Raw genomic sequence first — 22,037 nt, 5'->3', positions numbered from 1 at the left:
AAGTCGGCCCACACCCTTCGGAGCACTGATCGCCATGACCACTTTGCACAGCACCCCTCGCGCCGATGGCTTTCACATGCCCGCCGAATGGGCGCCGCAGACCCAGACCTGGATGATCTGGCCCGAGCGCCCGGACAACTGGCGCCTGGGCGGCAAGCCGGCGCAGGCCGCTCATGTGGCCGTGGCCAAGGCCATTGCGCGGTTTGAACCGGTGACCGTGTGTGTATCCGCCGGCCAGTACGAAAACGCCCGGTCGCGCCTGGATGTGCCAAACATTCGCGTGGTGGAAATGTCCAGCGATGACGCCTGGGTGCGCGATACCGGCCCGACCTTCGTGATCAACAACAGTGGCGAAGTGCGCGGGGTGAACTGGGACTTCAATGCCTGGGGCGGTTTCGACGGTGGCCTGTACGCGCCGTGGAACCGTGATGCGCAGGTAGGCGGCAAGATCCTGGAGATCGAGCGCGCGCCCCGCTACCGTACCGAAGGTTTTGTGCTGGAGGGCGGCTCGATCCACGTCGATGGCGAAGGCACCCTGATCACCACAGAGGAATGCCTGCTTAATCGCAATCGCAACCCGCACCTCGACCGCGCGCAGATCGAAGCGGTGCTGAGCGCCAACCTGGCTGTGGATAAGATCATCTGGCTGCCGGACGGTTTGTTTAACGATGAAACCGACGGCCATGTGGATAACTTCTGCTGCTACGTGCGGCCCGGCGAAGTGCTGTTGGCCTGGACCGATGACCCGCAGGACCCCAACTATGCACGCTGCCACGCGGCCATGGATGTGCTGCAAAACAGCACGGACGCCCAGGGCCGCTCGTTCACAGTGCATAAGATGCCGATTCCGGGGCCGTTGTACGCCACCGAAGCAGAGTGCGCCGGTGTCGATCCGGTGGATGGCTCCCAGGAGCGCAATCCGACCGTGCGGCTGGCGGGTTCCTACGTTAACTTCCTGATCGTCAACGGCGGCATCATTGCGCCGAGCTTCGACGACCCGCTCGACCACGACGCCAGGAATATTTTGCAGAACCTGTTCCCGCAGCATGAAGTGGTGATGGTGCCCGGCCGTGAACTGTTACTGGGTGGCGGCAACATCCACTGCCTGACCCAACAGCAGCCCGCTGCGCACAAAAGTTGAGTGCAGTTGTAACAGCGCACTGACGACGGCCTGTCGCTACGCGTTTTCAGCGTGCAAGGCAAGCCCGCGGCCCCGCAAGGTTGCGGGCTTTTTTATGCGCGGGCACCGGTGAACAGAGCGTCTTGGCATAGCTCTTGTATCGGTGTTGCCATAGCAGTGGCCCAAGGTGATGACTGCGCAGTTCTGTCATAAACCTTGAGTAAGTTAGCCGCTCACGCAGTCGGAGAGAGCGCTGAAATGAACGCCGAAATCAATCCTATGTACGGACGCCCGCTTCACCCCTCGCGGGTCGACGGTGACGCCATCCATGCACTGGCGCTCTGGTTGAAGGAAAACAGCACGCGGCACGTCGGGCAGCCCGACCCGCGCAGTGTATTGAGTGAACGCTACCCGCAGGGGTTGTTCAGTGAGGATGAAGTGCACGCGTTGTGCGAACTGATGCGCAACTAAGTGTCGTTTTTAAACACGCCATCAGCGGCTGCTTAGAATTATTTCGCCTAAATACAGACGATTCACGAAATTGACACATCGTTCAGCGCGCGACTAGGATTGCGCCCAACGCCTGTGGCTAACCGCCATGACTCTTCCAATAAAAAAAGGCTCGCGCGATGTTCACACATCCGCGGGCCTTCTTTTTTTGGAAAGTCGACACCAGAAAAGTGACATGGAGCCTGGTGTTGCAGCGCGTACTCAACCCGTAATAAGGAATACAAGAATATGTTGAAGCAACGGATGAGTCTGATCGCTCTGGGGATTTTGAGCGCATCGACAGCAATGGCCAACGACCAGGACCAATCCAAGGGTTTTGTCGAAGACAGCCACCTGAATATCGCTGCACGTAACGCCTACATCAGCCGTGACTACAAAAACGGCAAGCAAGACAAAGCCGAGTGGGGCCAGGGCTTCATCGGCAAATTCGAATCCGGCTTCACCCAGGGCACCGTCGGTGTCGGTGTGGACGTGATCGGTCAGTACGCTATTCGCTTGGACGGTGGTAAAGGCCGCAGCGGCGCTGGCGGTATTGACTTTTTCAAGCAGGGTGACAGTGGCTCAGCCGCCGACGACCTGGCCAAGGGCGGCGCTGCCGTGAAGTTCCGGGTATCCAACACCGTGCTCAAGTACGGTGATCAGTTCCCTAACGTACCGGTTCTGGCCTACGACAACTCCCGTCTGTTGTCCGAAACCTACACCGGCACCTCGATCGTTTCCAAAGAGATCGAAGGCCTGCAACTGGACGCCGGTCACTTCACCAAGGAAGCGCGCAAGAGTGCTGAAGGCACCGACAGCGGCCGTCTGAAAAGCATCGACTACATCGGCGGCAGCTACAAATTCACCGAAAGTCTGTCGGCCGCGCTGTATGCCTCCGACATGCAGGACGTGCTGAAAAAGCAATACGTCAACGTCAACTATGTGCTGGCCCTGCCAGAGAAACAGTCGCTGACCTTTGACTTCAACGGCTACAACACCAAGCTGGACAAGAGCTTCGCTCTGCAAAACCAGGGTGACGAAGACGCCCGCGATAACAAAATCTGGAGCCTGGGCGCCACTTGGGCGGTTGGTCCGCACAGCTTCACCGTCGCGCACCAGCGCAGCACCGGCGACACCGGCTACCTGTACGGCGGCTACCGCAATGCTGGCGGCATCGGCGACGGCGGCAACACCATCCTGCTGGCCAACTCCTACTGGTCCGACTTCAACGGCAAGGACGAACGTTCCTGGCAGGTCGGCTACGGCCTGGACTTCACCACCTTCGGCGTGCCTGGCCTGACCTACAACGTGGCCTACGTGCGCGGTACCAACATCGACGACGGTACCAACCGTGGCGATGGCACCGAGCGTGAAATCTTCAACCAGTTCAAATACGTCGTTCAGAGCGGCCCAGCCAAAGACCTGAGCCTGCGCGCTCGTGCGTCCTGGCTGCGCGTCTCCAACAACGCCAGCAACTACAACGTAGGTGGTAACGAACTGCGTCTGTTCGCCGACTACCCGATCAACGTGTTCTGATTGATCGCGCGTTGCGCCTGACTTCAGGCCATAAAAAACCCCGACTGGTTCGGGGTTTTTTTATGCGTGCCGATCAGTCCTGACGGCTTTGCAAAATACTGCGCGCCAGCGACGCGTTCACGTAGTCGGTGATCAGCGTCAGCCCTTCGTAAGGCTCGATCTTTCGGTTATCGATGCACAACTGCGCCATCTGCAGCACCACCAGGCGCTTCTTCTTGTTGAGCCGCACACCCGGCACGCCAAACGCCGTTTTGCGCAGCTCGGGCAGCGGTGCTTCGTCCGTGAGTTCAAGCGTTAGCCAGATGCCCTGGATCGGTTGCAGCGAGACATTAGCGATATGCTCGATCGGCAGCGGCTGCGCCAGGTTGGCAAATACAAAATGCTCCGGCGTGAGGCGCAGCGCGATCTGCGGAGCACGCTTGTAACGACGCACGCCCAGCCACACAAACATCAACGCGATGCTGGCGATGGCCGCGCCGGCACCGAAGGTCGACAGCGGCGTGCCTTTCACGCGCGCCGGGGCGAGCCATGGCAGGCTCATGATCACCAGCCCAAGCACCGCAAACGGCACCGCCAATACCGCTGTGACCAGCGCGCGCCGCTGGCCGCCCTCATGCAGGGCGTGCTCACCTTGAGCGGAAGCGGCCAATGTTTTCAGCAGTTCAGTTTGTGCCTCGTCTTCGGCGGTCACTGCCTTGATCAAGTCCTCGGACAGCTGTTCGCTGAGGGCCGCTGCCGAGTTGAAGAAAGCCTCGAGCTGCGCCTTCGCCGCTTCGACATCCACCGCGCGGGTGGCGTTGCGTTTGGCCTCTTCCAGCGAAACGTTCAGAGCCTGCAGGCGTTCGCCGTTGCAGGGGTGGGAATCGGTCGGGTGCGGCTGTTGAATGTCCAGCGCCTCGGGTGGCAGTTGCAACCCTTGCGCGCGCAACGCGACCAGCACAGCGTCGGTCAGGTCCATTGTCGAGGCCGTCTCGCATTGGCTGATCAACGCGTCTTCAATGTGCGGTTGCAACACCGACACCCGCAACAGCGCCGAGGCCGCCGCCGCATTGCCTGCCAGCCGGGCGCCGGCCGCATCGGCCAGCAACTCGCGTTCGCGGCTCCAGTGGTTTACCGCGTGGTCGAAGCGCTGTATGAAAAATACCCCGAACAGGAACGACGGACGCATCAGCCAGCCCTGGATCAGATCGCTGGCCAGCAGGGTGTCGTGCAGTGCCTCCAGGCTGCGATTGACCCCATCGTAGATCGGCAGAAAGCGCAGGCTGTATTCCGTATCCTGCCCCGCGAAGTGCGCCAGTTCATGGCCGATCACCGCACTGATTTCCGCCGGATTCAACAGCCCCAGATACGGCAACGGCACATGCAGCGTACGCCCGCGCACCGAGGTGTGCGTCGGCAGCAACGTGGCGTCACTGGACGTCACGTAAAAGCCCTGGGCCAGGCTCGCCACAATGTGATCCGGCGGCAATGCACCGAGTTTGACGGCCAATTCATTCACCTGGAGCCACAAGCCCGGAGCCTGCTCAGGCATCACCTCGCGCGCGAATATCTCCATGGGCGCGGGCGTGAACATGCCCAGCATGTGGCGCAGTTGCTTGAGCAACAACCAGATCGAATACAGGCAGAACGCCGCAATCACCCCCAGCACCGCCATCAGCTTCACTTCGCCACTGCCCAGCCGGCCGACATGCCACATCCCCAGGCCCTCGTAACACAAGGCCAGCGCGACCGCCGCCGCCATCGCTACCGCATGGCTCACCAGCCCATAGGGCAACAACCGACTGCCTTGGGAGAACACGCGTAATAACGTTTCTCGCGACTGCAACGCCCGCCGCCCCGCCCAGTGCGTCCCGGCCAACGCCGCCAGGCCGATCGCCGCCGCGAGCAAACCGAAGCCCATCACCCAAGGCGCCAACATGCGCATGGCACGGTTCACATGCTCTGCAGTGGGCAACTCGGCTTCGACCTTGTCCAGCCGCGAGAGAGCCAACTCCACGCTGATCTTGCCAGTGGCCAGGTCGATACTCGCCGTAGGGTTTTTGGCCGCGAGCGTTCGCAGCTGCTGCCTGGCGATGCTCACATTGCTGCGGTAATCGGCCATTGCCTTGGTCGTTTCCTCAGCGCGTTGACGCTCCCAGTTACCCAGGGCAGTCAACAGCAGCGGGAAAATCACCAGGAGAGCGATGAGTTTTAGAGCATTCATGGGAGTCCGTTCGCAACGCGGGGGGATGTTGGTTATACCGAAAACTGCTGGGAGCGGGCAAAGCGCTTTGTCCAGTCGCTGCTAACTCCCCTCAATCAACGCCCGCTCCTCCAGCCAAATCTCCTGAACAAACTGATCCGTAATCGCATAAATTCCATGCCCTCGCCGCATGATGATGTTCTCCGCCACGAGTGCAATCACCATCGGTTGAATCTCTTCAACCCGCACTTCGCGATCTACCGTCTTTGAGTATTCTGCAGCTGCATCGGTAGAGAAAATCCCTCGAGCATCGCCTTCGGCAGCTGCGATTTTGTTGAAAATCGCCTGAGCCAGGCTGCCCAGCTGTTCGACTTTTTCAAGCTCAATGCTTGCCGCTGCCGAGCGTAAGGTACTGGCAATCACGGGGAGGAAAAGATCAGGGTCACCGTCCTGCTGGAGTAGTTGACGCAATGCCTTGAGCATTTCCTCAGGTCGATTGCCCAGGGTATTGAAGGCTTCGACGGCGGCTTCAAGGGAGGGGAGCTTTTCCTTTTTCACCGTCATTGCCAGTCGGTTGAGCAGGAATTCAACGTAATCACCCTTTAGCAGCGGATACGCGGCCGATGTCGCGCCGGAGAACGCTTGGTTGCGTTTGGCGGTCAGCTCGCTTACCTGAGCCCTGTGGGAGCCTGTGCCGATAAAGAGGAAGTAGCCCGGCGTATTCGGGCGTGGGTTGATTGCATCACGAACAGCCTTGAGGGCCAGTAGCAGTCGGTTGCCATCGTCGGAGGAAATGGCATGTTGCACCTCGTCGATGATGAGCACGAGATCGGCCTTTGCCTGGTCGACGACCTCTGTGAGTGCTTGCGCCAATGTAGGGCCGTCGGCGTCGCCGATGCTGTCGAGTTTGAAACCGAACTTGAATCCTGCTGCGCCCAGATCGACATTGCTGACTCGCTTGAGCGTCTGCAGGATTGATGAGCCCGGAGTTTGCAGTTCTTTCAGGGTCTTGTGGATGGCGTTGTGCACCAGCGTTGCCGGGTTGGCCAGCGTGTCGCTCCAGAGGTCGACATAAATCACCAATGCGCCTGCTGCCTCCAGGGCTGGGATGAGGTCATTACGCAGGAAGGTCGTTTTACCCGTACGGCGCAGGCCAGACAGAAAAAGACCCGAGCGCAGACCTTCATCTAATACGCCAGGATTGAGAAGCTGGTTTGCCATTGATTCAGCCAATTCAGGGCGCTGAAAAATGCTGCTCATGCAATTATCCCTTTTTATGAATACGCCATAATTATTGCCAGTACATAATTTAGCATAAAGGATGAAATCTGGAGTTTTGGCGCGAAAAGAGGTGGGTCAACAGGCAGGAAGGTAAAGGGAGAAGGGGCGATTGAGAATGAATATCCCTAAAACAACAAAGCCCCTGCATTTCTGCAGAGGCTTCGTTTTGTATGGTGCGGCACCAGGAGTCGAATAGAAAAATAACTGTCTGTTTTGCAAAAAATTATGGCTTTTTCAAAAAAAATATACCTCTACGATTATCCTAATACAGCCCGTATTTTATGAGGTAGCAAGGCTCATATCGCTCCAATAATTCCCCGCTTTAGGGTGATTGCATATGATTACAAAGGCCGTGAAAAGTAAGCGCCAAGGGTTTCCGTGAGTATTGACTGAGCATCCAACATCTCTTGGCTAGGCTCGTTCACTGAACGGCTAAACCGCTTCCGAGCCCAGCTGAAAAAAGAAGGACCATCAATAGTAGGTTCATTGTGTTCCACCAAATATAATTTGGTCACAGACGCGTATCTTGGAAAAACATGAAAATGCAGTTCAGGATTTAGCTCAGAAATACGCATTATATATATCTTTTCAGGAGAGAAAGCACTTTGTAAGGCCCGTTCCGCAAACGCTAAACCATTCATCAATTCTGTACCTTCAGCCGAGCTGAGCTCCCCGAGTTTAGATACGGTCCGTTTAAACGAAATTATCATATAGCCAAGAATTTCACAGTCTCGACAGTGAGAGATTTCGATGTATTTTCCCGAGTAAATTTTTTGCGCTGACATGACTACCCTCCCATGAACCATCCATGATTAACGTGCAAGGTCTGCCCGGTCAAGCTCATGCCGGAGGTAAGCAAAAAATTGAGAGTGTTCACAATTTCTTCAGGGGTGCCAAGCTGATGACTGGGTATTTGCTCCTTCAGGTTTTTGATGAAGCTTTCGTCGAATTTGCCCATCCCACCAGAAACCGCACCGGGAGCAATAGCGTAGACCGGGACATTCGATTCGCTGAATTCTCGCGCCAATGATTTTGTCAAATTTATCACGCCAGCTTTTGATGCACTGTAGTGTGCTGCTGATACGCTATAGGGAAATATTTGGTTAGTGTCAACGCCAGAGCCAGTGACCCCCATCATGGAGGCAATATTTACAATTTTCCCTTTATCGCGTTTGAGCACATCGAAGAAATATTTACACATCAAAAAAACACTTTTTAAATTGGTTTCCATTACGAGGTCCCACTCGTCATCATCGATACTCAGGGCCGGTATTCGCATGCCATTGGATAGCTTTGGAGAAATACCCGCGTTATTGATCAGTACGTCAATACCATAAAATCTATTTTGGACCACCCGTGACGCTTGTATCACTTCTTGGGGTGAAGTGATGTTAACGGTTAGTGCAAGGACTTGTCTTTCAGGGTATTCTCTTTGAATCTTCGATTGAAGAGCATCCAGATTGTTTTTGTGAGTATCAATGATTACTAAATTATAACCCAGACCTGCCAAATGAGAGGATATGCATGTGCCAATTGTACCTCCCGCACCCGTTACCACTGCGGTAAAGTGTTCTGAATGCATGACTTACGCTCCTATCTGGTGCAATGTTGAAGTATAAGAATTAAGCACGGATTCAATGTGGTACTGTGATGTTGAGTCCTTGTTCAATACCTCCAGACTGACTGGAGCGTTTACACCCATTTCCCGAAGAGTTTTAAAAAACTGATTAAGAGGAAAGTCGCCCAGTCCAGGTGCTACTCGATAGCCGCGGGTTATTTCGATCAATGATAGCTTCGAAAAAAGATCGGTATCTCTAAGTAGGTCATTGCCATGGATTAGAAAGATTTTTTCCGGTGGTATCCTCTTAAGCGCGTCCAAGTCCGGGTCCCCCATAAAGAAATGATAGGTATCTAAAAGGATGCCTACATTATCTCTGTCAACAACGGCAATTAACTCCTGTAACTTTGTGATTGAGGGGATCTCCGTCCAAGGTAGGAATTCGATTGCTAGGGAAAGCCCCTCTTGCTCTAGCTTTTCTGCTAACTTACTGATGTTCTCTCGGTAAAGAGACGGTTGAAGATCTTCTCCAAATGTCGCAGCTGTGAGAAAGGGCGCCCCGAATAGCTTCGCATAATAAATACCTCTCGAAATTTCATGTTGCAATTTAGGATTCTCATAGTCATGAGTAAAAAGACATCTTAAGAAGTTAATCTCAATTACGTCGACATTTTTTGTCTGCAATAGAGATTTGAACTCCTGAGGGTCTGCATTTGCCTGATGAAACCAAAGATCAAGCTTTTCGAACCAAAAACCAATTCCAGAAAATTCCGAATTGGAGATCAGGTCTATTTTTTCCAACGGCGACATATCAAATCCGAAACTACCTTCGTTAATATAAATTTTCATCGGTTAAACCTCCAATATCTCAAAACATTTTTTTATAATGCCAGGTGTATTAAGTGTGTGAAATTCTAAAGCCCGGTCATAGGTTTGGTTTCGGACAATCGGATCACCAACCCCCAAGCAATGTATTCGGCTGCCGGACTGTCTCGCGGCTGACAGAAAACCTATATAGGCCCCTACTCCGCAGAAAGCCAAGTGCTCTTCTACGATCAGCAGGTGTTGGTAACTGCCCAAATACGCTTGAGTTTGTGACTGCAAGCGCTTAACGTCCAAGTTGCTCAATGGATATACTGGGATATCAAGTTTTAGAGTCGAATTAATATTTTTTGAGGCTAATAAACTTCGTTTCACCGACTGGCCTGTCGCGAGTATCGCTAGCGCCTTGGAGCCGTTGAGTGTGGAATGGTCAAAGGCCATATAGTCGTCGAGATAATCGCCATCGGGGAGCGGATTCTCAATTCTTAAATATGACGGGCCCATATACTCAAGCGCATCTTCAAGGCAGCACTCCGCACTGGGAGCGCTGTAAGGCGAATATATGTTTAGGTTCGGTAGTGATCGGGTGACGTTAATGTCGTCTATTTGTAAGTGTGTATATCCTTGGTCGGAGTAATAGAGGCCACACCAAAGGCCAACAAATATAACCTTGAGCTTGTTTTCGCAAATTATTGAGCGAAACTGTTCATACGCTCGGTACAATAAAAAGGTAGAAATTCCAAACACAAATACCGTTGCCCCTTCTCGGGCAAGTCCAGAAGCGACATCGAAGGCGTTTTGTTCAGCCACTCCTACGTCGATAAAACGATGCCCCAGTCGGCTCTTGAACACGTGAAGATTTGAAGAGATAGCCGAGTCTACGGCCACAACGTAAATATCCGCGATTTCGGCGTTTAAAATAATATAGTTATTGATGATATCTCTCAAATCCCTCATCTGTGCGTCTCCTAAATTTATAATGTTCAGTGAAAATCCAATTCTTGTTTTACAAAATCCAATTCCAATTTGGTCGGAACTCTATAGTGCCAGCTGAGATCTTTTGCGCAAAAGCTGATGCTGCCCTTTAATCGTATGAGCGATCAGCACAGAAGGACCTTCAGTATTTTTTTGCTTGATGGAAGTTATAGTGTCAATGATCTCTTTTGTATTATGTCCATCCACACTGAATACGTTGCATCCAAATGAAGTTAGCTTGTCAATCAAAGGCTCGATATTCATTACCGAGGCTGTAGTACCGTCAATTTGTACTTTATTGTAGTTAATAATGATGATGAGATTGTCCTGCGGTTAGATCAGGCTGCGTGGGATGCCGTTCAAGACTTCCCGCAAAACAAAATGTCAGCCCTGGACTATGACCAGGCAGTCGACCGGCAGATCTCGCGCTGGCGTCAGATTCAGCATCAGGCAGAAATGCAACGCCAGGCCAAGGAAAAAGCCCATGCCATGCCCACTGATGGTGACAGCCATCAGCCAGACGAGCCCACAGAGGGTGCGTATCAGCAACTGCCCAATACTGGGCAAAGCTGAACCTAAAAGAGCTCGAGATTGAGAAAGAGCGCGGGGTAGATCCAGCCACCGAAAAAATCGCGCTGCTGGTGAAATCTAGTATTTGGATTACATTTAGCTGTACCGCAGAAGGGCGGCGGACTGACGGATCATCCAGCAGTACACCTGTGCTGCGCTTTGCCAAGGAGAGTTACATGTCAAATGCTTCTGAAGACTACATCGTATAGTTGACTGAAATGCGCACCCATCACAAAAAACACTTGCAAGGAAATGCTGCCGGATCTGCAGCAGGCGGTAAGGTGATACCCAGCCCGCGCACATCATCCAGCCGCCGCAGCGCTCTGACTAGAGAGGGGCCGCTGACCATCACGGGGCCGGAGCGTAATTCATCTAGGCGCGAGGCGCGAGTGTCTTCAGCCACGACCAACAACGCTTGAAGTTGCTGCATCTGTCAGAGGTTATGCTACGTCCCAAGGTAAGCCAGAGACGCTCTTCCACCCGGTTGCGCAGTTGGGTAATAAATCGTTCCAACGGTGACACCTGGCAACAGGACTTTATGTGTCAGCAAACAGTTTGTTGCTCGGTTAAACAACTCGCCCGGACGAACCGTCCCTGTTTAGCAGAGTGCATATAGCCAGCGGGTTAACCGAAAGCCGACACTTACGTCAGAAAGTACTCGATGACCGTAGCGGTCCTGAATCTCGACGGCATGGCGGGACGTTGAGGTGTTTCGGCGTAGAGCAGGACGCAAGTCAAATCATTAACACCCAACTGTTTACTGAGTATTTGCAGTACCTCCTGTGGAATGGCTGAAAAGTCATCGGGGAAGGCCCCGAGATAACGAAGGCTGGTCAGTTGTACGGCGTAACCGAGACGGTTGTATTCGCCACGCAGTGGCACGAGGACTTTGTAGTCGTCATCGCTCAGGTGAAAATAGCGCTCTAGCTCATCCCTTCTGGGGGACTCGACGTAACGCCCAAAACCATCGCGTTGCTCTTGAGTCAAAAAAAACGACTGGTATCGATCACAGCGCCTCGACGTAAAGTAACGGTTTTGCGCTTATACACTCGTGGCTGACGGTGCGGCAAATAAAATGTCAAAGGTTTGCAAATAGCGAAAAGCCCAGTCGCCTTTTTTTGGCGACTAGGCTTGGTTAGCTTTGATTAAGCTGTTTTGAAGCCTGGCTTGCCATTGGCGGCCCGCCATTCTTTAACCTTATTAGTTATTGCCTCGGGCGTGCTTTCTGCGTCCGTCGCTGCATAATAAATAAGGTCTGTGCTTTCAGGATGTTCGGTGATTCTTTCGAAATGCTCCAAAAGTATATCTAGCTGATCATCGGTCTTGGCGGTATTTTCTTTAAATATCTCCTTCATGAACTCCAAAAACTCAGCTTCTGTATATTCTGAAATACTGCTTTTAAGTTCCATTATTTTACTTCCTTATGGATATCTATGTGACGCTTAGGTGTCAAAACACGAATGTTTTCGATATTGTAAATATCTCCGCCTTTCGCAACTTCGTCAATATGATGAAGTTCAAAAGATGATCGTTTACCCACAGCATCAGCTTTTCTGGACTTTGCAGCTTTACCAGTGATCATGCGGTCTCTGTTTGTCAAAATAAATTGTTTCGCAAGTTCTGGGTCACTAGCTACGGCTTTCCAGAAGGTTTCTCGAAACTCTCTGAAGTTCTTAAATTCCTTCCCTCTAAGTTGATCGGCAATCTGCGACGGGATGGGTGCACCCTCACCTTGTGATGCAGCGCCTAACCAAGTCCCCGACACAGGTTGGCCAACACCTGTCGCCACGCCTGGATCCTCTCGCCGGTCCCTGAACATCACATAGATTGGAGGCAGACCCGAGTCTGCCGGGAACACGGTGACGAAGTCATCAAAACCAGCGTCTGCAACCCCTGGGAAAGTGTCAATCCTTCCTTCAACCGGCGTTACACTAGCTCCAGTGTAGACCGGTGGAGCAGGTTGTTCGGCAGGTAGGGTGGTCGAGCTGTTACCAGGGTCGACAATCGGTGTCCAAGTCAAAGTCCTTGGTGGGGCGTCTCCTGTCGTCACACTGTACAGGTTCTGTTCGGCGTTATAAGTAGCAGCCACCACCCTGACTTTCGAAGGAATCGTCACACCATCAGTCTTTACCACAATGACTTCTGACTGCCCATCTGCAGCTGTTTTCGAGCTAAGCCGAACAGGCAAATCAACGGTACCGCCGGCGGCGGCAATGGCTGGCAAATCTTGGCTTAGCTCAGGGGTAAGATCCGACACAGGGGTACTAAACGTATAACGTTCAGGCAACTCCCCATTAGCCAGTTTGGGCGAATAGATTAAAGCAGAAACCCCAACCAGAAGACCTGAGGCGGTGCCAGCTGCCAAACTGGTCAAGGCGGCAATTGCAGAGCGGATAGCTGTTTGCAAGGTCACTGCCGCCGCTTCAATGACAGCTATGGTTCCCGCCGAGGTTATAACAAACGGTGCAGCCGCTGACGCTGGGCCTGGAGCACGAAACGTATTGGCAACGCGAATAGCCTCTGCAGCTAAGCGGGCTTGCTCAGCTGCTTCGGCGGCGATCCTGGCTGCCTCCGCTGCTGCCGCTTCATCCGCGATCCGCTTAGCTTCAGCCTCTGCCGCGACTCTCGCCGCTTCAGCAGCGGCAGCCTCATCAGCCACGCGTTTTGCTTCAATCTCAGCGGCGATTCTGGCGGCTTCAGCGGCTGCCGCTTCATCGGCAATGCGCTTGGCCTCGGCCTCAGCAGCGACCCTGGCTGCCTCAACTGCAGCCGCTTCATCGGCAACACGCTTGGCTTCGACCTCAGCGGCGATTCTGGCGGCTTCAGCGGCTGCCGCTTCATCGGCAATGCGCTTGGCTTCGGCCTCCGCCGCGAGACGTACGTCTTCTGCTGCCTGGGCCGTAGCAACATTCTGGGTCAGTAATGCGGACTTTTCTGTAAGAATTCGTATTTTTTCCTCAAGTATTTTTGCTGAATACGCCGCCGTAGCTGACGCCTCCCAGTTTTTATAAGTATCAAGGGGCCTGTTTGGGTTTTTAGGTGATTGAAAGATATTTGCAAAATAAACCGCACTTTTTTTCATCTCAACCGCGAGCACATTTCTACCAAAAAAAGCGGTAGCAGCTGCGTTAGCGGTAGCCAATTCTGCGGTGTTCTGCGCAATCAGGCCGTCTACAACGGATTTCTCCTTGTTGGCCTTCTCAAGTTCGGAGAGAGGGTTAGGTCCTACACCTGCCGCGATCTCTGCTTCAACATCAGCCGGCAATTGGGGCAAGTAGGCCGTATAGGATTGCTCCATACTTCGTTGAGCGCTAGCGACGGTTACAATCACAGACATTGTGTACCGATCGCTCGTAATTCGTTCCTGATTGAAAAATGCATAAACTTCAGGGCCAGAAGCGAACTTGCCGTCCCATGGCAGTGGTTTAGCAATGACCCCACCCCCTGGCAGAGGCCCTGGTGGATTGGGCAATGGTGGATCAGGGGTCACGATAATGGGAGGCAGAGTAATATCTGGTGGTGACATGTGTTTCTCCTTGATGTTTAGTTCCCTTAAGAATGCCTTCCAGTGGCTATCGATAGCGTGGGCAAGCAAACACTTGATGTGCAAACAGAATGTTCGCGAAACCACTGTACATAAACACAGCTATCGCACCAAGCCAAAATATGCACAAATGCATAAGTATTGGACGGACGGTATTGATTTCGATTGGCCATCACTCGAAACCAAACGAGCCCCACGATCAAGCTTTTACTGAAGTTATGCTATACAACGCGGCTTGATCAGCTATGGACGATCAGCTGCAAATAAATACCCACCACGAAAACCCATTGCAAAGGATTGCAAATGACAAACCCAATCGTTCCATGGATGGGCGGCAAGCGCCGGCTATCAAAACGCCTGTTGGCGCTGTTCCCTGATCACGAGTGCTACGTCGAAGTGTTCGCCGGCGGAGCGGCGCAGTATTTCAAGCGGGAGGAGCCGGCAAAAGTTGAGGTTCTTAACGACCTCAATGGCGACTTGGTGAATCTCTATCGAGTCGTGCAGCACCACCTGGAAGAGTTCGTGCGCCAGTTCAAGTGGGCGCTCAGCTCGCGGCAGATATTCGAGTGGCAGAAATTGGCAGTACCGGAAACACTCACGGACATCCAGAAGGCAGCCAGGTTCTTCTATCTCCAGCACCACGCGTTTGGGGCCAAGGCCACGGGGCAGACATTCGGCACTGCCACCACCGGCCGGCCTATCAATCTGTTGCGGATCGAGGAAAACCTGTCGCAAGCCTGGCAGCGCCTGTCAGGCACGTACGTCGAGAACCTTCCGTGGCTGAAGTGCGCCCAAAAGTACGATCGGCCCCACACCTTTCACTATATGGACCCTCCCTACTGGAAAACAGAGGGTTACGGCGTCGAGTTTGGCTTTGATCAGTACGAACTTATGGCGGAGTTCATGCGCGCCTGCGAAGGCAAGGTGATGGTAAGCATCAATGATCACCCGGATATCCGCCTGGTTTTTGAAGGGTTCCGCATGGAGGCGATGGATATCCGATATAGCACGGCCAACCCACGGAAGGGTGTGTCCGAAAAAACAGGCGAGCTGGCGATCATGAACTGGTAGCGGTCGCTATCAACGCAGTGGCGTATCTGGCCGCAGATGCCTGCGGCCAGGGTGCTGTCTGAAAATGAAGAGTCAGACGAGAGGGAGCATCATCGCTATCGGTGATAGCTGGGGACTACGAAGGAACCCAGCCTTTTCGTAGAGCCCCACGAGCTGCTCATTCAGCGGGTGCACAACGAGTGCGGTTGACGCGACCGCTTCAGATGCGGCGAGAGATCGCAACACGGCATCTTGAATGAGATCCAGCGACAAGCCTTGGCCTTGGAGCGTCTTACAAACTCCCATGCGGCCCAGAATGGTAATGGGGTGCTGGTCTGGGGAGTTGCGCTGTGCCTTCCTGGGAACAACGTCTGCCCGCATTATGGTCCCGTTCGAGAGCGTGTAATAACCCACGACCACGTTGGAGCCTTTCAGGCAGGTGACAAGAACGGTAGCGGTCTTGGCCAGCTGGGCCTTGATTGCCTTTTTCTTCAAAAACTCATTTATCGAGTCTTCGCCACAGTCGAACTGGTCGACATTGTGGTGCTCATTAAGCTTCTCCGGCTGGCTTAGCTCCAGCGGGTCGGCCTGTTCAACAATTTCTGTAGCCATGTGTTACTCCTTACGGGATTGTTCTGTAAGGCTTGCTCAAAGGCGTCGAAATCATTGTCGGCAAGGATGAACAGACGTTGATCCAGGATTACTTCCTCTGCTTTTTTACAAGCAGCGTCCAGGATAAAGCTGGTCCGATCGCTTCCCGACATGGCTGCGGCCACATCGATCAAGTCTCGTTTTTTAAAATCGACCCTCATGTTGATAGGGACGGGTTTGGTTTTATCTGGGGTAGCTGATAGAGACGGCATGCTATGTGTAGTCATGATTTAGTCCTGTTTAACCTGTGAAGTCGTGGGTGTACCTCCCGCGTTTATTGAGTGGTGAATCGGCTGGTCTGAAGATTCATGGTGCATTCCTCTAATGGGATAGTGGTGCCGCGGGTGTTAAGCGCAGCGCACGGGCGTGTGTCCGACCCGTGAAGCGGATAATAGCCGCTTGTATAGCAATTGTCTACATGTGAAGCAGTTAGCTATACAAAGATGGAGGGTGCGGTAAACCTTGAGTTGCGCTGACGAACAGGCACGAGGGATCACCGAACGCTAGTTCGGTGTGGAAGGCGGGGTGAGGTGGGAGGAGAAGGAGCGACAGTGGTCGCTCAGTAGCGAGGGCCCTGAGACGGTCTTGGCTTCAAGTCCAGCGACAAATGATCATTCTGTTTACGGATCAACCTGGCCAGATATTCCAACCAATCCGCGATGGCATCTGCCGCAGCTGGGCGGTCCTCTGGCACCCATGACAACAGGTGTGCTTCTAGCAACTCCTGAAAGTCCAGGTCTTCCACTGCTTCATGTATGAGGCCGACCAGAGGGGAGTGGTCTGGAAGACCCGACTCGATGGCCGCGTCCACAAGGTCCATTGTATCAAGCGAAATGAAAGGACGAACGCCGTCTTCTGCTTCACTCTCGTCAGGAACTTCAAACGTCACTTTGATCTTTCCGGAGAGCATCGTCGTCACTTTCCTGTCCCTGACCGCATGTCGGGAAATGGCTGTGGATAAATGGTCGAAAGCATAGCGGGTTGAATGCGGCCCGTTGCCTAATGTACGTGTGATTGTAAGTATTGCAGAAACAACAAGGGCCTGCATCGCTGCAAGCCCTTGTTTTGTATGGTGCCGGCACCAGGAGTCGAACCCGGGACCTACTGATTACAAGTCAGTTGCTCTACCAACTGAGCTATACCGGCGTGTTAGGGCGACGATTATAGCGACTGCCGAGGTTCTGTAAACCCCTGAAATCTGACTATTTTTGCGAAAACCCAAGTTTTCGCACATCTCCCTGCATTTCCCTTCACTGCTCGTGAAAATATCAGCGCTCGTGCAATGCCTCTGCCCGCGATTTGATGATCGGCTTGAGCAGGTAGCTCAGGATGCTTTTCTTGCCGGTGATGATGTCTACCGACGCCACCATGCCCGGGATGATCAGCAGCGGCTTCTCATCGGTGCCCAGGTGGCTGCGGTCGGTGCGCAGTTTGATGACGTAGAAGGTGTTCTTCTTTTCTTCGTCCATCACGGTGTCGGCGCCGATGGTTTCGAGTTTGCCTTTGAGTCCGCCGTAGATGGTGTAGTCATAGGCGGTGAATTTGATCACGGCTTCCTGGCCAGGATGCAGGAAGGCGATGTCTTGCGGACGGATTCGCGCTTCCACCAGCAGCGTGTCGTCCAGCGGCACCACTTCGGCGATGTCGCTGCCGGGCTGGATCACGCCGCCGACGGTGTTGACCAGCATCTGCTTGACGATACCGCGCACCGGGGAGGTGACCATGGTGCGGCTGACGCGGTCTTCCAGGCCCTTTGAGGTGGCCTGGGCCTTGCTCAGGTTGGTGCGGGCTTCGTTCAATTGGGCCAGGGCTTCGCTGCGGAATTTGCCGCGGGTTTCGTCGATTTTGCGCTGCACTTCGTTGATCGCCGCCTGGGCGCGCGGGATCGCCAGGGTTGTGCCGTCGAGCATGCCTCGGGTTTCCACCTCGGAGCGCTTGAGGCGCAGTACTTCTACCGGCGATATCGCGCCTTGCTGCACCAGCGGTTCGGACATGCCGATCTCCTGGCGCAGCAGGCCCAGGCTGTTACGGTACTGCTCCTGCTTGGAGCTGAATTCACGCAACTCCTGCTGACGTTGCAGCAACTGTTGTTGCAACCCGCCAATCTCGTCCGCCAGTTGCTGGCGTCGGCTCAGGTACAGCGACTCTTCGTTCGAGGCCTGGTTCGGCGCGGTCTTGCGCGCGTTATCGGAGATATTCAGCGGGCGGTTGTCGACTTCCGCGCTCAGGCGTTCGACGCGCAGTTCCATGGCCACGCGGTCGGCTTCGGTTTCGCCGACGTTGGAGGCAAATCGCGTGTCGTCCAGGCGCACCAGCGGCGCGCCGGCTTCGACAATCTGGCCCTCGTGCACATAGATCTGCGCGACGATGCCGCCTTCCAGGTTCTGAATTTTCTGAATGCGCGAGGAAGGGATCGCTTTGCCTTCGCCCTTGGTTACCTCGTCGATAATCGCGAAGTGCGCCCACAACACCAGGAACACGAAGAAGCCGATCACGCCCCAGATGGTCAGGCGTACGATTCGCGGTGCATCGTCCACCAGCGCCTTTTCCACTTCGGGCAATGGCTGGTCGTCGAGGGAGTCGGTGCCTTTGAAGTAATTGAAGATGCCGCGTTTAAAGCGGCCCGAACCGGAGTTAAGCGACACTGATCTGCCCCTTCTTCAGTGCTTCCATCACGGCCGCTTTCGGGCCGTCTGCGAGTATCTGGCCACGGTCGATCACCAGCAGGCGGTCGACCAGGCTCAGCAGCGAAGCACGGTGGGTCACCAGAATCACCGTCTTGTTTTCGATCACCGACTGCAGGCGCTGTTTCAGGCGCTCTTCACCGGTGTTGTCCATGGCGCTGGTCGGTTCGTCCAGCAACAGGATCGGTGGGTTCAACAGCAACGCACGGGCCAGGGCGACGTTCTGGCGCTGACCGCCTGAAAGGTTTTGCCCGCGCTCGCCCACCTGCAGCTCGTAGCCTTGCGGGTGAAGCCTGGCGAATTCATGCACGCCGGCCAACTCTGCCGCTTGCAGCACCATCTCGTCATCCACATAGCGTGCACCGCAGACCAGGTTGTCGCGCAAGGTGCCGGCCAGCAATTGGATGTCCTGGGCCACGTAGCCGATGTTGTGGCGCAACTCGCTGACATCGATCTGGCGAATATCCACGCCATCCACCAGCAGCGAGCCGGAGTCAGGTTGATACAAACCCACCAGCAGTTTGGCCAGGGAGCTTTTGCCCGAGCCGCTGCGGCCGATGATGCCGATTTTTTCACCGGGTTTTACGCTCAGGTTGATACCGCGCAGCGCCAGCGTCTGCTGGTTCGGGTAAGTGAAGTCGACCTCACGGAACGTCATCGCGCCTTGCAGCGTTTTACGGCTGAGGGGGCGCTCTTCGAAGTTGCGTTCCTGCGGCAGCTCCATCATCTGGTCCACCGACACCATCGTCACCTTGGCTTGCTGGTAGCGCGTCAGCAGGCCCGAGAGCTGCGCCAACGGGCCGAGGGCACGGCCGCTGAGCATGTAGCACGCCACCAGGCCGCCCATGCTGAGGGTGCCATCGATGATCTGATACACGCCGAAAATGATCATCGCCACGCCGGCCACTTGCTGGATCAGCAGTGTGATATTCATCGCCAGGCCGGACAGCACTTTGACCCGCAGCTCCAGGCGGCTGAGGGTGCCGATGGTCTGTTCCCACTGGTATTGGCGTTCGCTTTCAGCGTTGTTGACCTTCACCGCATCCAGCCCGGCGAGGGTTTCGATCAGGCTCGACTGGCGTTCTGCACTCAGCGCCATGGTGCGTTCCAGGGTCGCGGTGAGTGGTTTTTGCAGAAAGTGGCCGATACCCAGCGCCAGCGGGAAAGCGACAATGGGGATCCACACCAGATGGCCGCCCAGCAGCGCGATCACGCCAAGAATGATCAGCGTGAAGGGCAGGTCAATGAGGCTGGTGAGGGTCAACGAAGTCAGGAAATCGCGCATTCCCTGGAATTCATGGATGTTCTGCGCATAGCTGCCGACCCGCGCCGGGCGCATTTTCATCGCCATGCCCACGATGCGCTCGAACAGCGTCGCAGAAATGATCAGGTCGGTTTTCTTGCCCGCAAGGTCCAGGCACAGGCTGCGCATGCTTTTAAGCAGCAGGTCGAACAGGTAAGCGCCACAGATACCGATGGCCAGCACCCATAGGGTGGCGGTGGCCTGGTTCGGCACCACGCGGTCGTACACGTTCATCACGAATAATGGCGCGGCAAGGGCGATCAGGTTGATCACCAGGCTGGCGGCGATAGCGTCGGCATATAACCAACGCGAGCGTTTGAGCGTGTCTTTGAACCAGGAGCGCGCGCGGGGGATCAGCGTGCCGCTGGTAACGTCAAATTTATGTTGCGGCTGGGCGAAGAAAACCCGACCGCTGTAATCTTGACTCAGTGCCTCACGGCTGACCTGGACTTCGCCGCCTTCGCTTTCGCTGAGCAACAAGCGCGCGGTGTCACCTTCCCAGCCCAACAGCACTGCACTGCGGCCTTCCTTCAACAACAGCAACGCCGGCAGTGCAATGGTTGGGATCTGCTCAAGCTTGCGCTGCAGCAAACGCCCCTGCAAACCCGCCCGTGCCGCTGCGCGAGGCAGCAGATCCGGGCCCAGGCGCTGTCCGGCCAGTGGCAGGCCGGTGGTCAGCATCGCCCGGCTGGCGGGCTTGTAATGCAGGGAACAGAGCGTCAGCAACCCGTCCAGCAAGGGGTCGTCATGCTGACTGCGCGGGTCATGGTTGAGTTGCGCCACACCTATTTCAGAATCCAAGCTGACTCTCTCTTAATGCAGTTGAACGGTTCAACTCCGTCAAGAATCAGTTCATCCCTGGCAGGTTCACCTTCGTTTTGACTTCGTTTTGCACAACCGATGCCAGCGGCGCAACGACGCCCTGGCTTCGCAGCAGTTGGCCCATATCCGCTTTGATGCGGTATTGCGTGTACAACTGCAGGTTTTTGATCTGCGCCAGGCGCTGCGATGCGGTGAACAGTTCGTTCTCGCTGTCGAGCAAGTCGAGCAGTGTACGCTCACCCAGGCTGAACTGCTGCTGGTATGACGTGCGCACGCGGGTGCTGCGGTCCACGTATTCCTGGGCGATCGGCAATTGCGAGGTGGCGTTGTTGTAGGCGTTCCACGCCAGGCTCAATTCCTGGTTCAACTCACGCAAGGCATTGTTGCGGATATCCAGCGCCTGGGACGCCTGGGAGGCCTTGGACTGCAGGTCGGCCTTGTTGCTGCCGCCCGAGTACAGGTTGAACTGCATGCGCAGCATCGCGGAGTAACCGTTGTCGTGGCCTTCTTCGCCGCCGACATTGTTGTTGGCCGAACGCTGCAGCTCTGCGTCGAAGCGTGGATAGAACGTCGACTTGGCGGATTCGTACTGCTTTTCAGCGGCAGCGATGTCCGATTCGGCCGAGCGCAGCACCGGGCTGCTTTCCACCATCTGCCGGCGTGCCTCATCAAGGCTGGCAGGCATCAGGGCGACGAAGCCCTGCGGCCGTTCCAGTTCATCGGGCTCTTGGCCCACGGCGCTTACATAGTTGGCTTTGGCGTCTTCAAGGTTGGTCTGCTCGGTCAGCAGGTTATTGCGCGCCTGGGCCAGACGGGCTTCGGCCTGGTCCATATCGGCCATCCGGCCGACCCCGCGGCTGGTGCGCAATTTGATCTGGTCGAAGATGCGCTCGTGGCTCTTCAGGTTGTCTTCTGCCAACTGCACCATCTCGCGACGAGTCAGGACATCCAGATAAACCTGGGCAACGGTCAGCGCGGTGCGCTCGGTGGTATTGAGCAGGGCATAACCGCGAGAGTTGGCGGTGGCCTGCTGGCGCCCGACTTCATTCTGCGTCCCGAAACCCTGGAACAGGTTTTGCTGGAGGCGAATGCTCGACTCGCCGCGATTCAGGGTTTTCCAGTCATGGCTGTTGCTGGCGGCGCGGGTCGACGTGTTGTCGGAGCTTTCACGGCCATAACCGCCCAGCAAATCGATTTTAGGCAGGTAACCGCCCTGGGCTGCCCGGACCTGATAGTCGGCAGCGATACGTGCGTTGACGGCGGCCTGAATCTCCGGGTGAACATCCACAGCCTTCTGCATGGCTTCTTGCAGTGTTTGAGCCTGTACGAAACTTGCCGCGAGAACAAACGGCACAGCTGTGAATAAGTGCAAACGCATTCTGATTTTTCCCCGGGGATTGGTTGCCTGAAAGCCGCAACAAACTTGAAATATTGCATGGGAGTGGCAACT

General features: G+C 54.9%; 21 protein-coding genes and 1 tRNA gene. 5 read left to right on the top strand and 17 right to left on the bottom strand.

Going from position 1 to position 22,037, the window contains the following annotated elements; genetic code table 11:
* Window positions 1–34 precede the first annotated feature (34 nt).
* From aguA to OSC50_RS23285, 3 genes are all read left to right on the top strand, one after another.
* Window positions 35–1,141, top strand: coding sequence for an agmatine deiminase (gene aguA, locus OSC50_RS23295; protein WP_181081003.1), 1,107 nt, complete (start codon window positions 35–37; stop codon window positions 1,139–1,141).
* A gap of 237 nt (window positions 1,142–1,378) precedes the next feature.
* Window positions 1,379–1,591 carry a hypothetical protein gene (locus tag OSC50_RS23290; protein WP_181081002.1) on the top strand — a complete coding sequence of 71 codons (213 nt, stop codon included), beginning with the start codon at window positions 1,379–1,381 and terminating at the stop codon, window positions 1,589–1,591.
* A gap of 267 nt (window positions 1,592–1,858) precedes the next feature.
* Complete coding sequence (locus OSC50_RS23285; protein ID WP_266245443.1) at window positions 1,859–3,145, top strand: OprD family porin; 1,287 nt, start codon at window positions 1,859–1,861, stop codon at window positions 3,143–3,145.
* Between the two features lie 73 nt (window positions 3,146–3,218).
* Here OSC50_RS23285 and OSC50_RS23280 read toward each other — a convergent pair whose 3' ends face one another.
* The 7 genes from OSC50_RS23280 to OSC50_RS26090 all read right to left on the bottom strand — a co-directional run bounded on the left by OSC50_RS23280 (window position 3,219) and on the right by OSC50_RS26090 (window position 10,251).
* Window positions 3,219–5,348, bottom strand: coding sequence for a M48 family metallopeptidase (locus OSC50_RS23280; protein WP_266245444.1), 2,130 nt, complete (start codon window positions 5,346–5,348; stop codon window positions 3,219–3,221).
* A gap of 81 nt (window positions 5,349–5,429) precedes the next feature.
* Window positions 5,430–6,587: an AAA family ATPase gene (locus tag OSC50_RS23275; RefSeq protein ID WP_266245445.1), complete on the bottom strand. Its 1,158-nt coding sequence runs from the start codon at window positions 6,585–6,587 to the stop codon at window positions 5,430–5,432.
* 362 nt (window positions 6,588–6,949) lie between these two features.
* Window positions 6,950–7,393: an HIT family protein gene (locus tag OSC50_RS23270; RefSeq protein WP_181080998.1), complete on the bottom strand. Its 444-nt coding sequence runs from the start codon at window positions 7,391–7,393 to the stop codon at window positions 6,950–6,952.
* A 2-nt stretch (window positions 7,394–7,395) separates the two neighbouring features.
* Complete coding sequence (locus OSC50_RS23265; protein WP_266245447.1) at window positions 7,396–8,190, bottom strand: SDR family NAD(P)-dependent oxidoreductase; 795 nt, start codon at window positions 8,188–8,190, stop codon at window positions 7,396–7,398.
* Between the two features lie 3 nt (window positions 8,191–8,193).
* The gene (locus OSC50_RS23260; RefSeq protein ID WP_253509980.1) at window positions 8,194–9,015 is read right to left on the bottom strand and encodes a sugar phosphate isomerase/epimerase family protein; all 822 of its coding nucleotides are present in this window, start codon (window positions 9,013–9,015) and stop codon (window positions 8,194–8,196) included.
* A gap of 3 nt (window positions 9,016–9,018) precedes the next feature.
* Complete coding sequence (locus OSC50_RS23255) at window positions 9,019–9,945, bottom strand: transketolase family protein (RefSeq protein ID WP_181080995.1); 927 nt, start codon at window positions 9,943–9,945, stop codon at window positions 9,019–9,021.
* An 81-nt stretch (window positions 9,946–10,026) separates the two neighbouring features.
* Window positions 10,027–10,251, bottom strand: a complete 225-nt coding sequence (locus tag OSC50_RS26090; RefSeq protein ID WP_350355786.1) for a thiamine pyrophosphate-dependent enzyme — start codon at window positions 10,249–10,251, stop codon at window positions 10,027–10,029.
* Here OSC50_RS26090 and OSC50_RS23250 point away from each other — a divergent pair, their 5' ends adjacent.
* Window positions 10,252–10,536: a hypothetical protein gene (locus OSC50_RS23250; protein WP_253509981.1), complete on the top strand. Its 285-nt coding sequence runs from the start codon at window positions 10,252–10,254 to the stop codon at window positions 10,534–10,536.
* 639 nt (window positions 10,537–11,175) lie between these two features.
* Here the strand turns inward: OSC50_RS23250 and OSC50_RS26325 are convergent.
* The 3 genes from OSC50_RS26325 to OSC50_RS23235 all read right to left on the bottom strand — a co-directional run bounded on the left by OSC50_RS26325 (window position 11,176) and on the right by OSC50_RS23235 (window position 14,059).
* Complete coding sequence (locus OSC50_RS26325; protein WP_258197718.1) at window positions 11,176–11,520, bottom strand: DUF4158 domain-containing protein; 345 nt, start codon at window positions 11,518–11,520, stop codon at window positions 11,176–11,178.
* Between the two features lie 158 nt (window positions 11,521–11,678).
* Window positions 11,679–11,942: a bacteriocin immunity protein gene (locus OSC50_RS23240; RefSeq protein ID WP_181080993.1), complete on the bottom strand. Its 264-nt coding sequence runs from the start codon at window positions 11,940–11,942 to the stop codon at window positions 11,679–11,681.
* Window positions 11,942–14,059, bottom strand: coding sequence for a pyocin-S2/colicin E7-DNase domain-containing protein (locus OSC50_RS23235; RefSeq protein ID WP_181080992.1), 2,118 nt, complete (start codon window positions 14,057–14,059; stop codon window positions 11,942–11,944). Before OSC50_RS23235 ends, OSC50_RS23240 begins: the two co-directional genes overlap by 1 nt.
* A gap of 321 nt (window positions 14,060–14,380) precedes the next feature.
* Here OSC50_RS23235 and OSC50_RS23230 point away from each other — a divergent pair, with 321 nt between their 5' ends.
* Window positions 14,381–15,148, top strand: a complete 768-nt coding sequence (locus OSC50_RS23230) for a DNA adenine methylase (RefSeq protein WP_253509983.1) — start codon at window positions 14,381–14,383, stop codon at window positions 15,146–15,148.
* Between the two features lie 72 nt (window positions 15,149–15,220).
* Here the strand turns inward: OSC50_RS23230 and OSC50_RS23225 are convergent, their stop codons facing one another.
* The 7 genes from OSC50_RS23225 to OSC50_RS23195 form a co-directional block, all read right to left on the bottom strand.
* Window positions 15,221–15,739 carry an N-acetyltransferase gene (locus OSC50_RS23225; RefSeq protein ID WP_181080990.1) on the bottom strand — a complete coding sequence of 173 codons (519 nt, stop codon included), beginning with the start codon at window positions 15,737–15,739 and terminating at the stop codon, window positions 15,221–15,223.
* Window positions 15,697–16,005, bottom strand: coding sequence for a type II toxin-antitoxin system TacA family antitoxin (locus OSC50_RS23220; protein WP_181080989.1), 309 nt, complete (start codon window positions 16,003–16,005; stop codon window positions 15,697–15,699). The genes OSC50_RS23225 and OSC50_RS23220 overlap by 43 nt, the downstream gene beginning before the upstream one ends.
* A 332-nt stretch (window positions 16,006–16,337) precedes the next feature.
* Window positions 16,338–16,826, bottom strand: coding sequence for a hypothetical protein (locus OSC50_RS23215; protein ID WP_266245452.1), 489 nt, complete (start codon window positions 16,824–16,826; stop codon window positions 16,338–16,340).
* 22 nt (window positions 16,827–16,848) lie between these two features.
* Window positions 16,849–16,924, bottom strand: a tRNA-Thr gene (locus OSC50_RS23210).
* A gap of 122 nt (window positions 16,925–17,046) precedes the next feature.
* Complete coding sequence (locus OSC50_RS23205; protein WP_253509984.1) at window positions 17,047–18,423, bottom strand: HlyD family type I secretion periplasmic adaptor subunit; 1,377 nt, start codon at window positions 18,421–18,423, stop codon at window positions 17,047–17,049.
* A complete protein-coding gene (locus tag OSC50_RS23200; RefSeq protein WP_181080987.1) occupies window positions 18,413–20,566 on the bottom strand; it encodes a type I secretion system permease/ATPase in 2,154 nt (717 codons plus the stop codon). Before OSC50_RS23200 ends, OSC50_RS23205 begins: the two co-directional genes overlap by 11 nt.
* A 46-nt stretch (window positions 20,567–20,612) precedes the next feature.
* Window positions 20,613–21,965 carry a TolC family outer membrane protein gene (locus OSC50_RS23195; protein ID WP_181080986.1) on the bottom strand — a complete coding sequence of 451 codons (1,353 nt, stop codon included), beginning with the start codon at window positions 21,963–21,965 and terminating at the stop codon, window positions 20,613–20,615.
* Between the last annotated feature and the right edge of the window lie 72 nt (window positions 21,966–22,037).

The sequence above is a fragment of the Pseudomonas quebecensis genome (assembly GCF_026410085.1).
Lineage (GTDB): Bacteria > Pseudomonadota > Gammaproteobacteria > Pseudomonadales > Pseudomonadaceae > Aquipseudomonas > Aquipseudomonas quebecensis.
The sequence above is the reverse complement of the archived record's forward strand: the minus strand, read 5'-3'. Positions and strand labels throughout refer to the sequence as shown.

Coding starts and splice junctions, on each gene's coding strand:
- aguA (WP_181081003.1), top strand. CDS start 35: ATGACCACTTTGCACAGCACCCCTCGCGCCGATGGCTTTCACATGCCC.
- OSC50_RS23290 (WP_181081002.1), top strand. CDS start 1,379: ATGAACGCCGAAATCAATCCTATGTACGGACGCCCGCTTCACCCCTCG.
- OSC50_RS23285 (WP_266245443.1), top strand. CDS start 1,859: ATGTTGAAGCAACGGATGAGTCTGATCGCTCTGGGGATTTTGAGCGCA.
- OSC50_RS23280 (WP_266245444.1), bottom strand. CDS start 5,348: ATGAATGCTCTAAAACTCATCGCTCTCCTGGTGATTTTCCCGCTGCTG.
- OSC50_RS23275 (WP_266245445.1), bottom strand. CDS start 6,587: ATGAGCAGCATTTTTCAGCGCCCTGAATTGGCTGAATCAATGGCAAAC.
- OSC50_RS23270 (WP_181080998.1), bottom strand. CDS start 7,393: ATGTCAGCGCAAAAAATTTACTCGGGAAAATACATCGAAATCTCTCAC.
- OSC50_RS23265 (WP_266245447.1), bottom strand. CDS start 8,190: ATGCATTCAGAACACTTTACCGCAGTGGTAACGGGTGCGGGAGGTACA.
- OSC50_RS23260 (WP_253509980.1), bottom strand. CDS start 9,015: ATGAAAATTTATATTAACGAAGGTAGTTTCGGATTTGATATGTCGCCG.
- OSC50_RS23255 (WP_181080995.1), bottom strand. CDS start 9,945: ATGAGGGATTTGAGAGATATCATCAATAACTATATTATTTTAAACGCC.
- OSC50_RS23240 (WP_181080993.1), bottom strand. CDS start 11,942: ATGGAACTTAAAAGCAGTATTTCAGAATATACAGAAGCTGAGTTTTTG.
- OSC50_RS23235 (WP_181080992.1), bottom strand. CDS start 14,059: ATGTCACCACCAGATATTACTCTGCCTCCCATTATCGTGACCCCTGAT.
- OSC50_RS23230 (WP_253509983.1), top strand. CDS start 14,381: ATGACAAACCCAATCGTTCCATGGATGGGCGGCAAGCGCCGGCTATCA.
- OSC50_RS23225 (WP_181080990.1), bottom strand. CDS start 15,739: ATGGCTACAGAAATTGTTGAACAGGCCGACCCGCTGGAGCTAAGCCAG.
- OSC50_RS23220 (WP_181080989.1), bottom strand. CDS start 16,005: ATGACTACACATAGCATGCCGTCTCTATCAGCTACCCCAGATAAAACC.
- OSC50_RS23215 (WP_266245452.1), bottom strand. CDS start 16,826: ATGCAGGCCCTTGTTGTTTCTGCAATACTTACAATCACACGTACATTA.
- OSC50_RS23195 (WP_181080986.1), bottom strand. CDS start 21,965: ATGCGTTTGCACTTATTCACAGCTGTGCCGTTTGTTCTCGCGGCAAGT.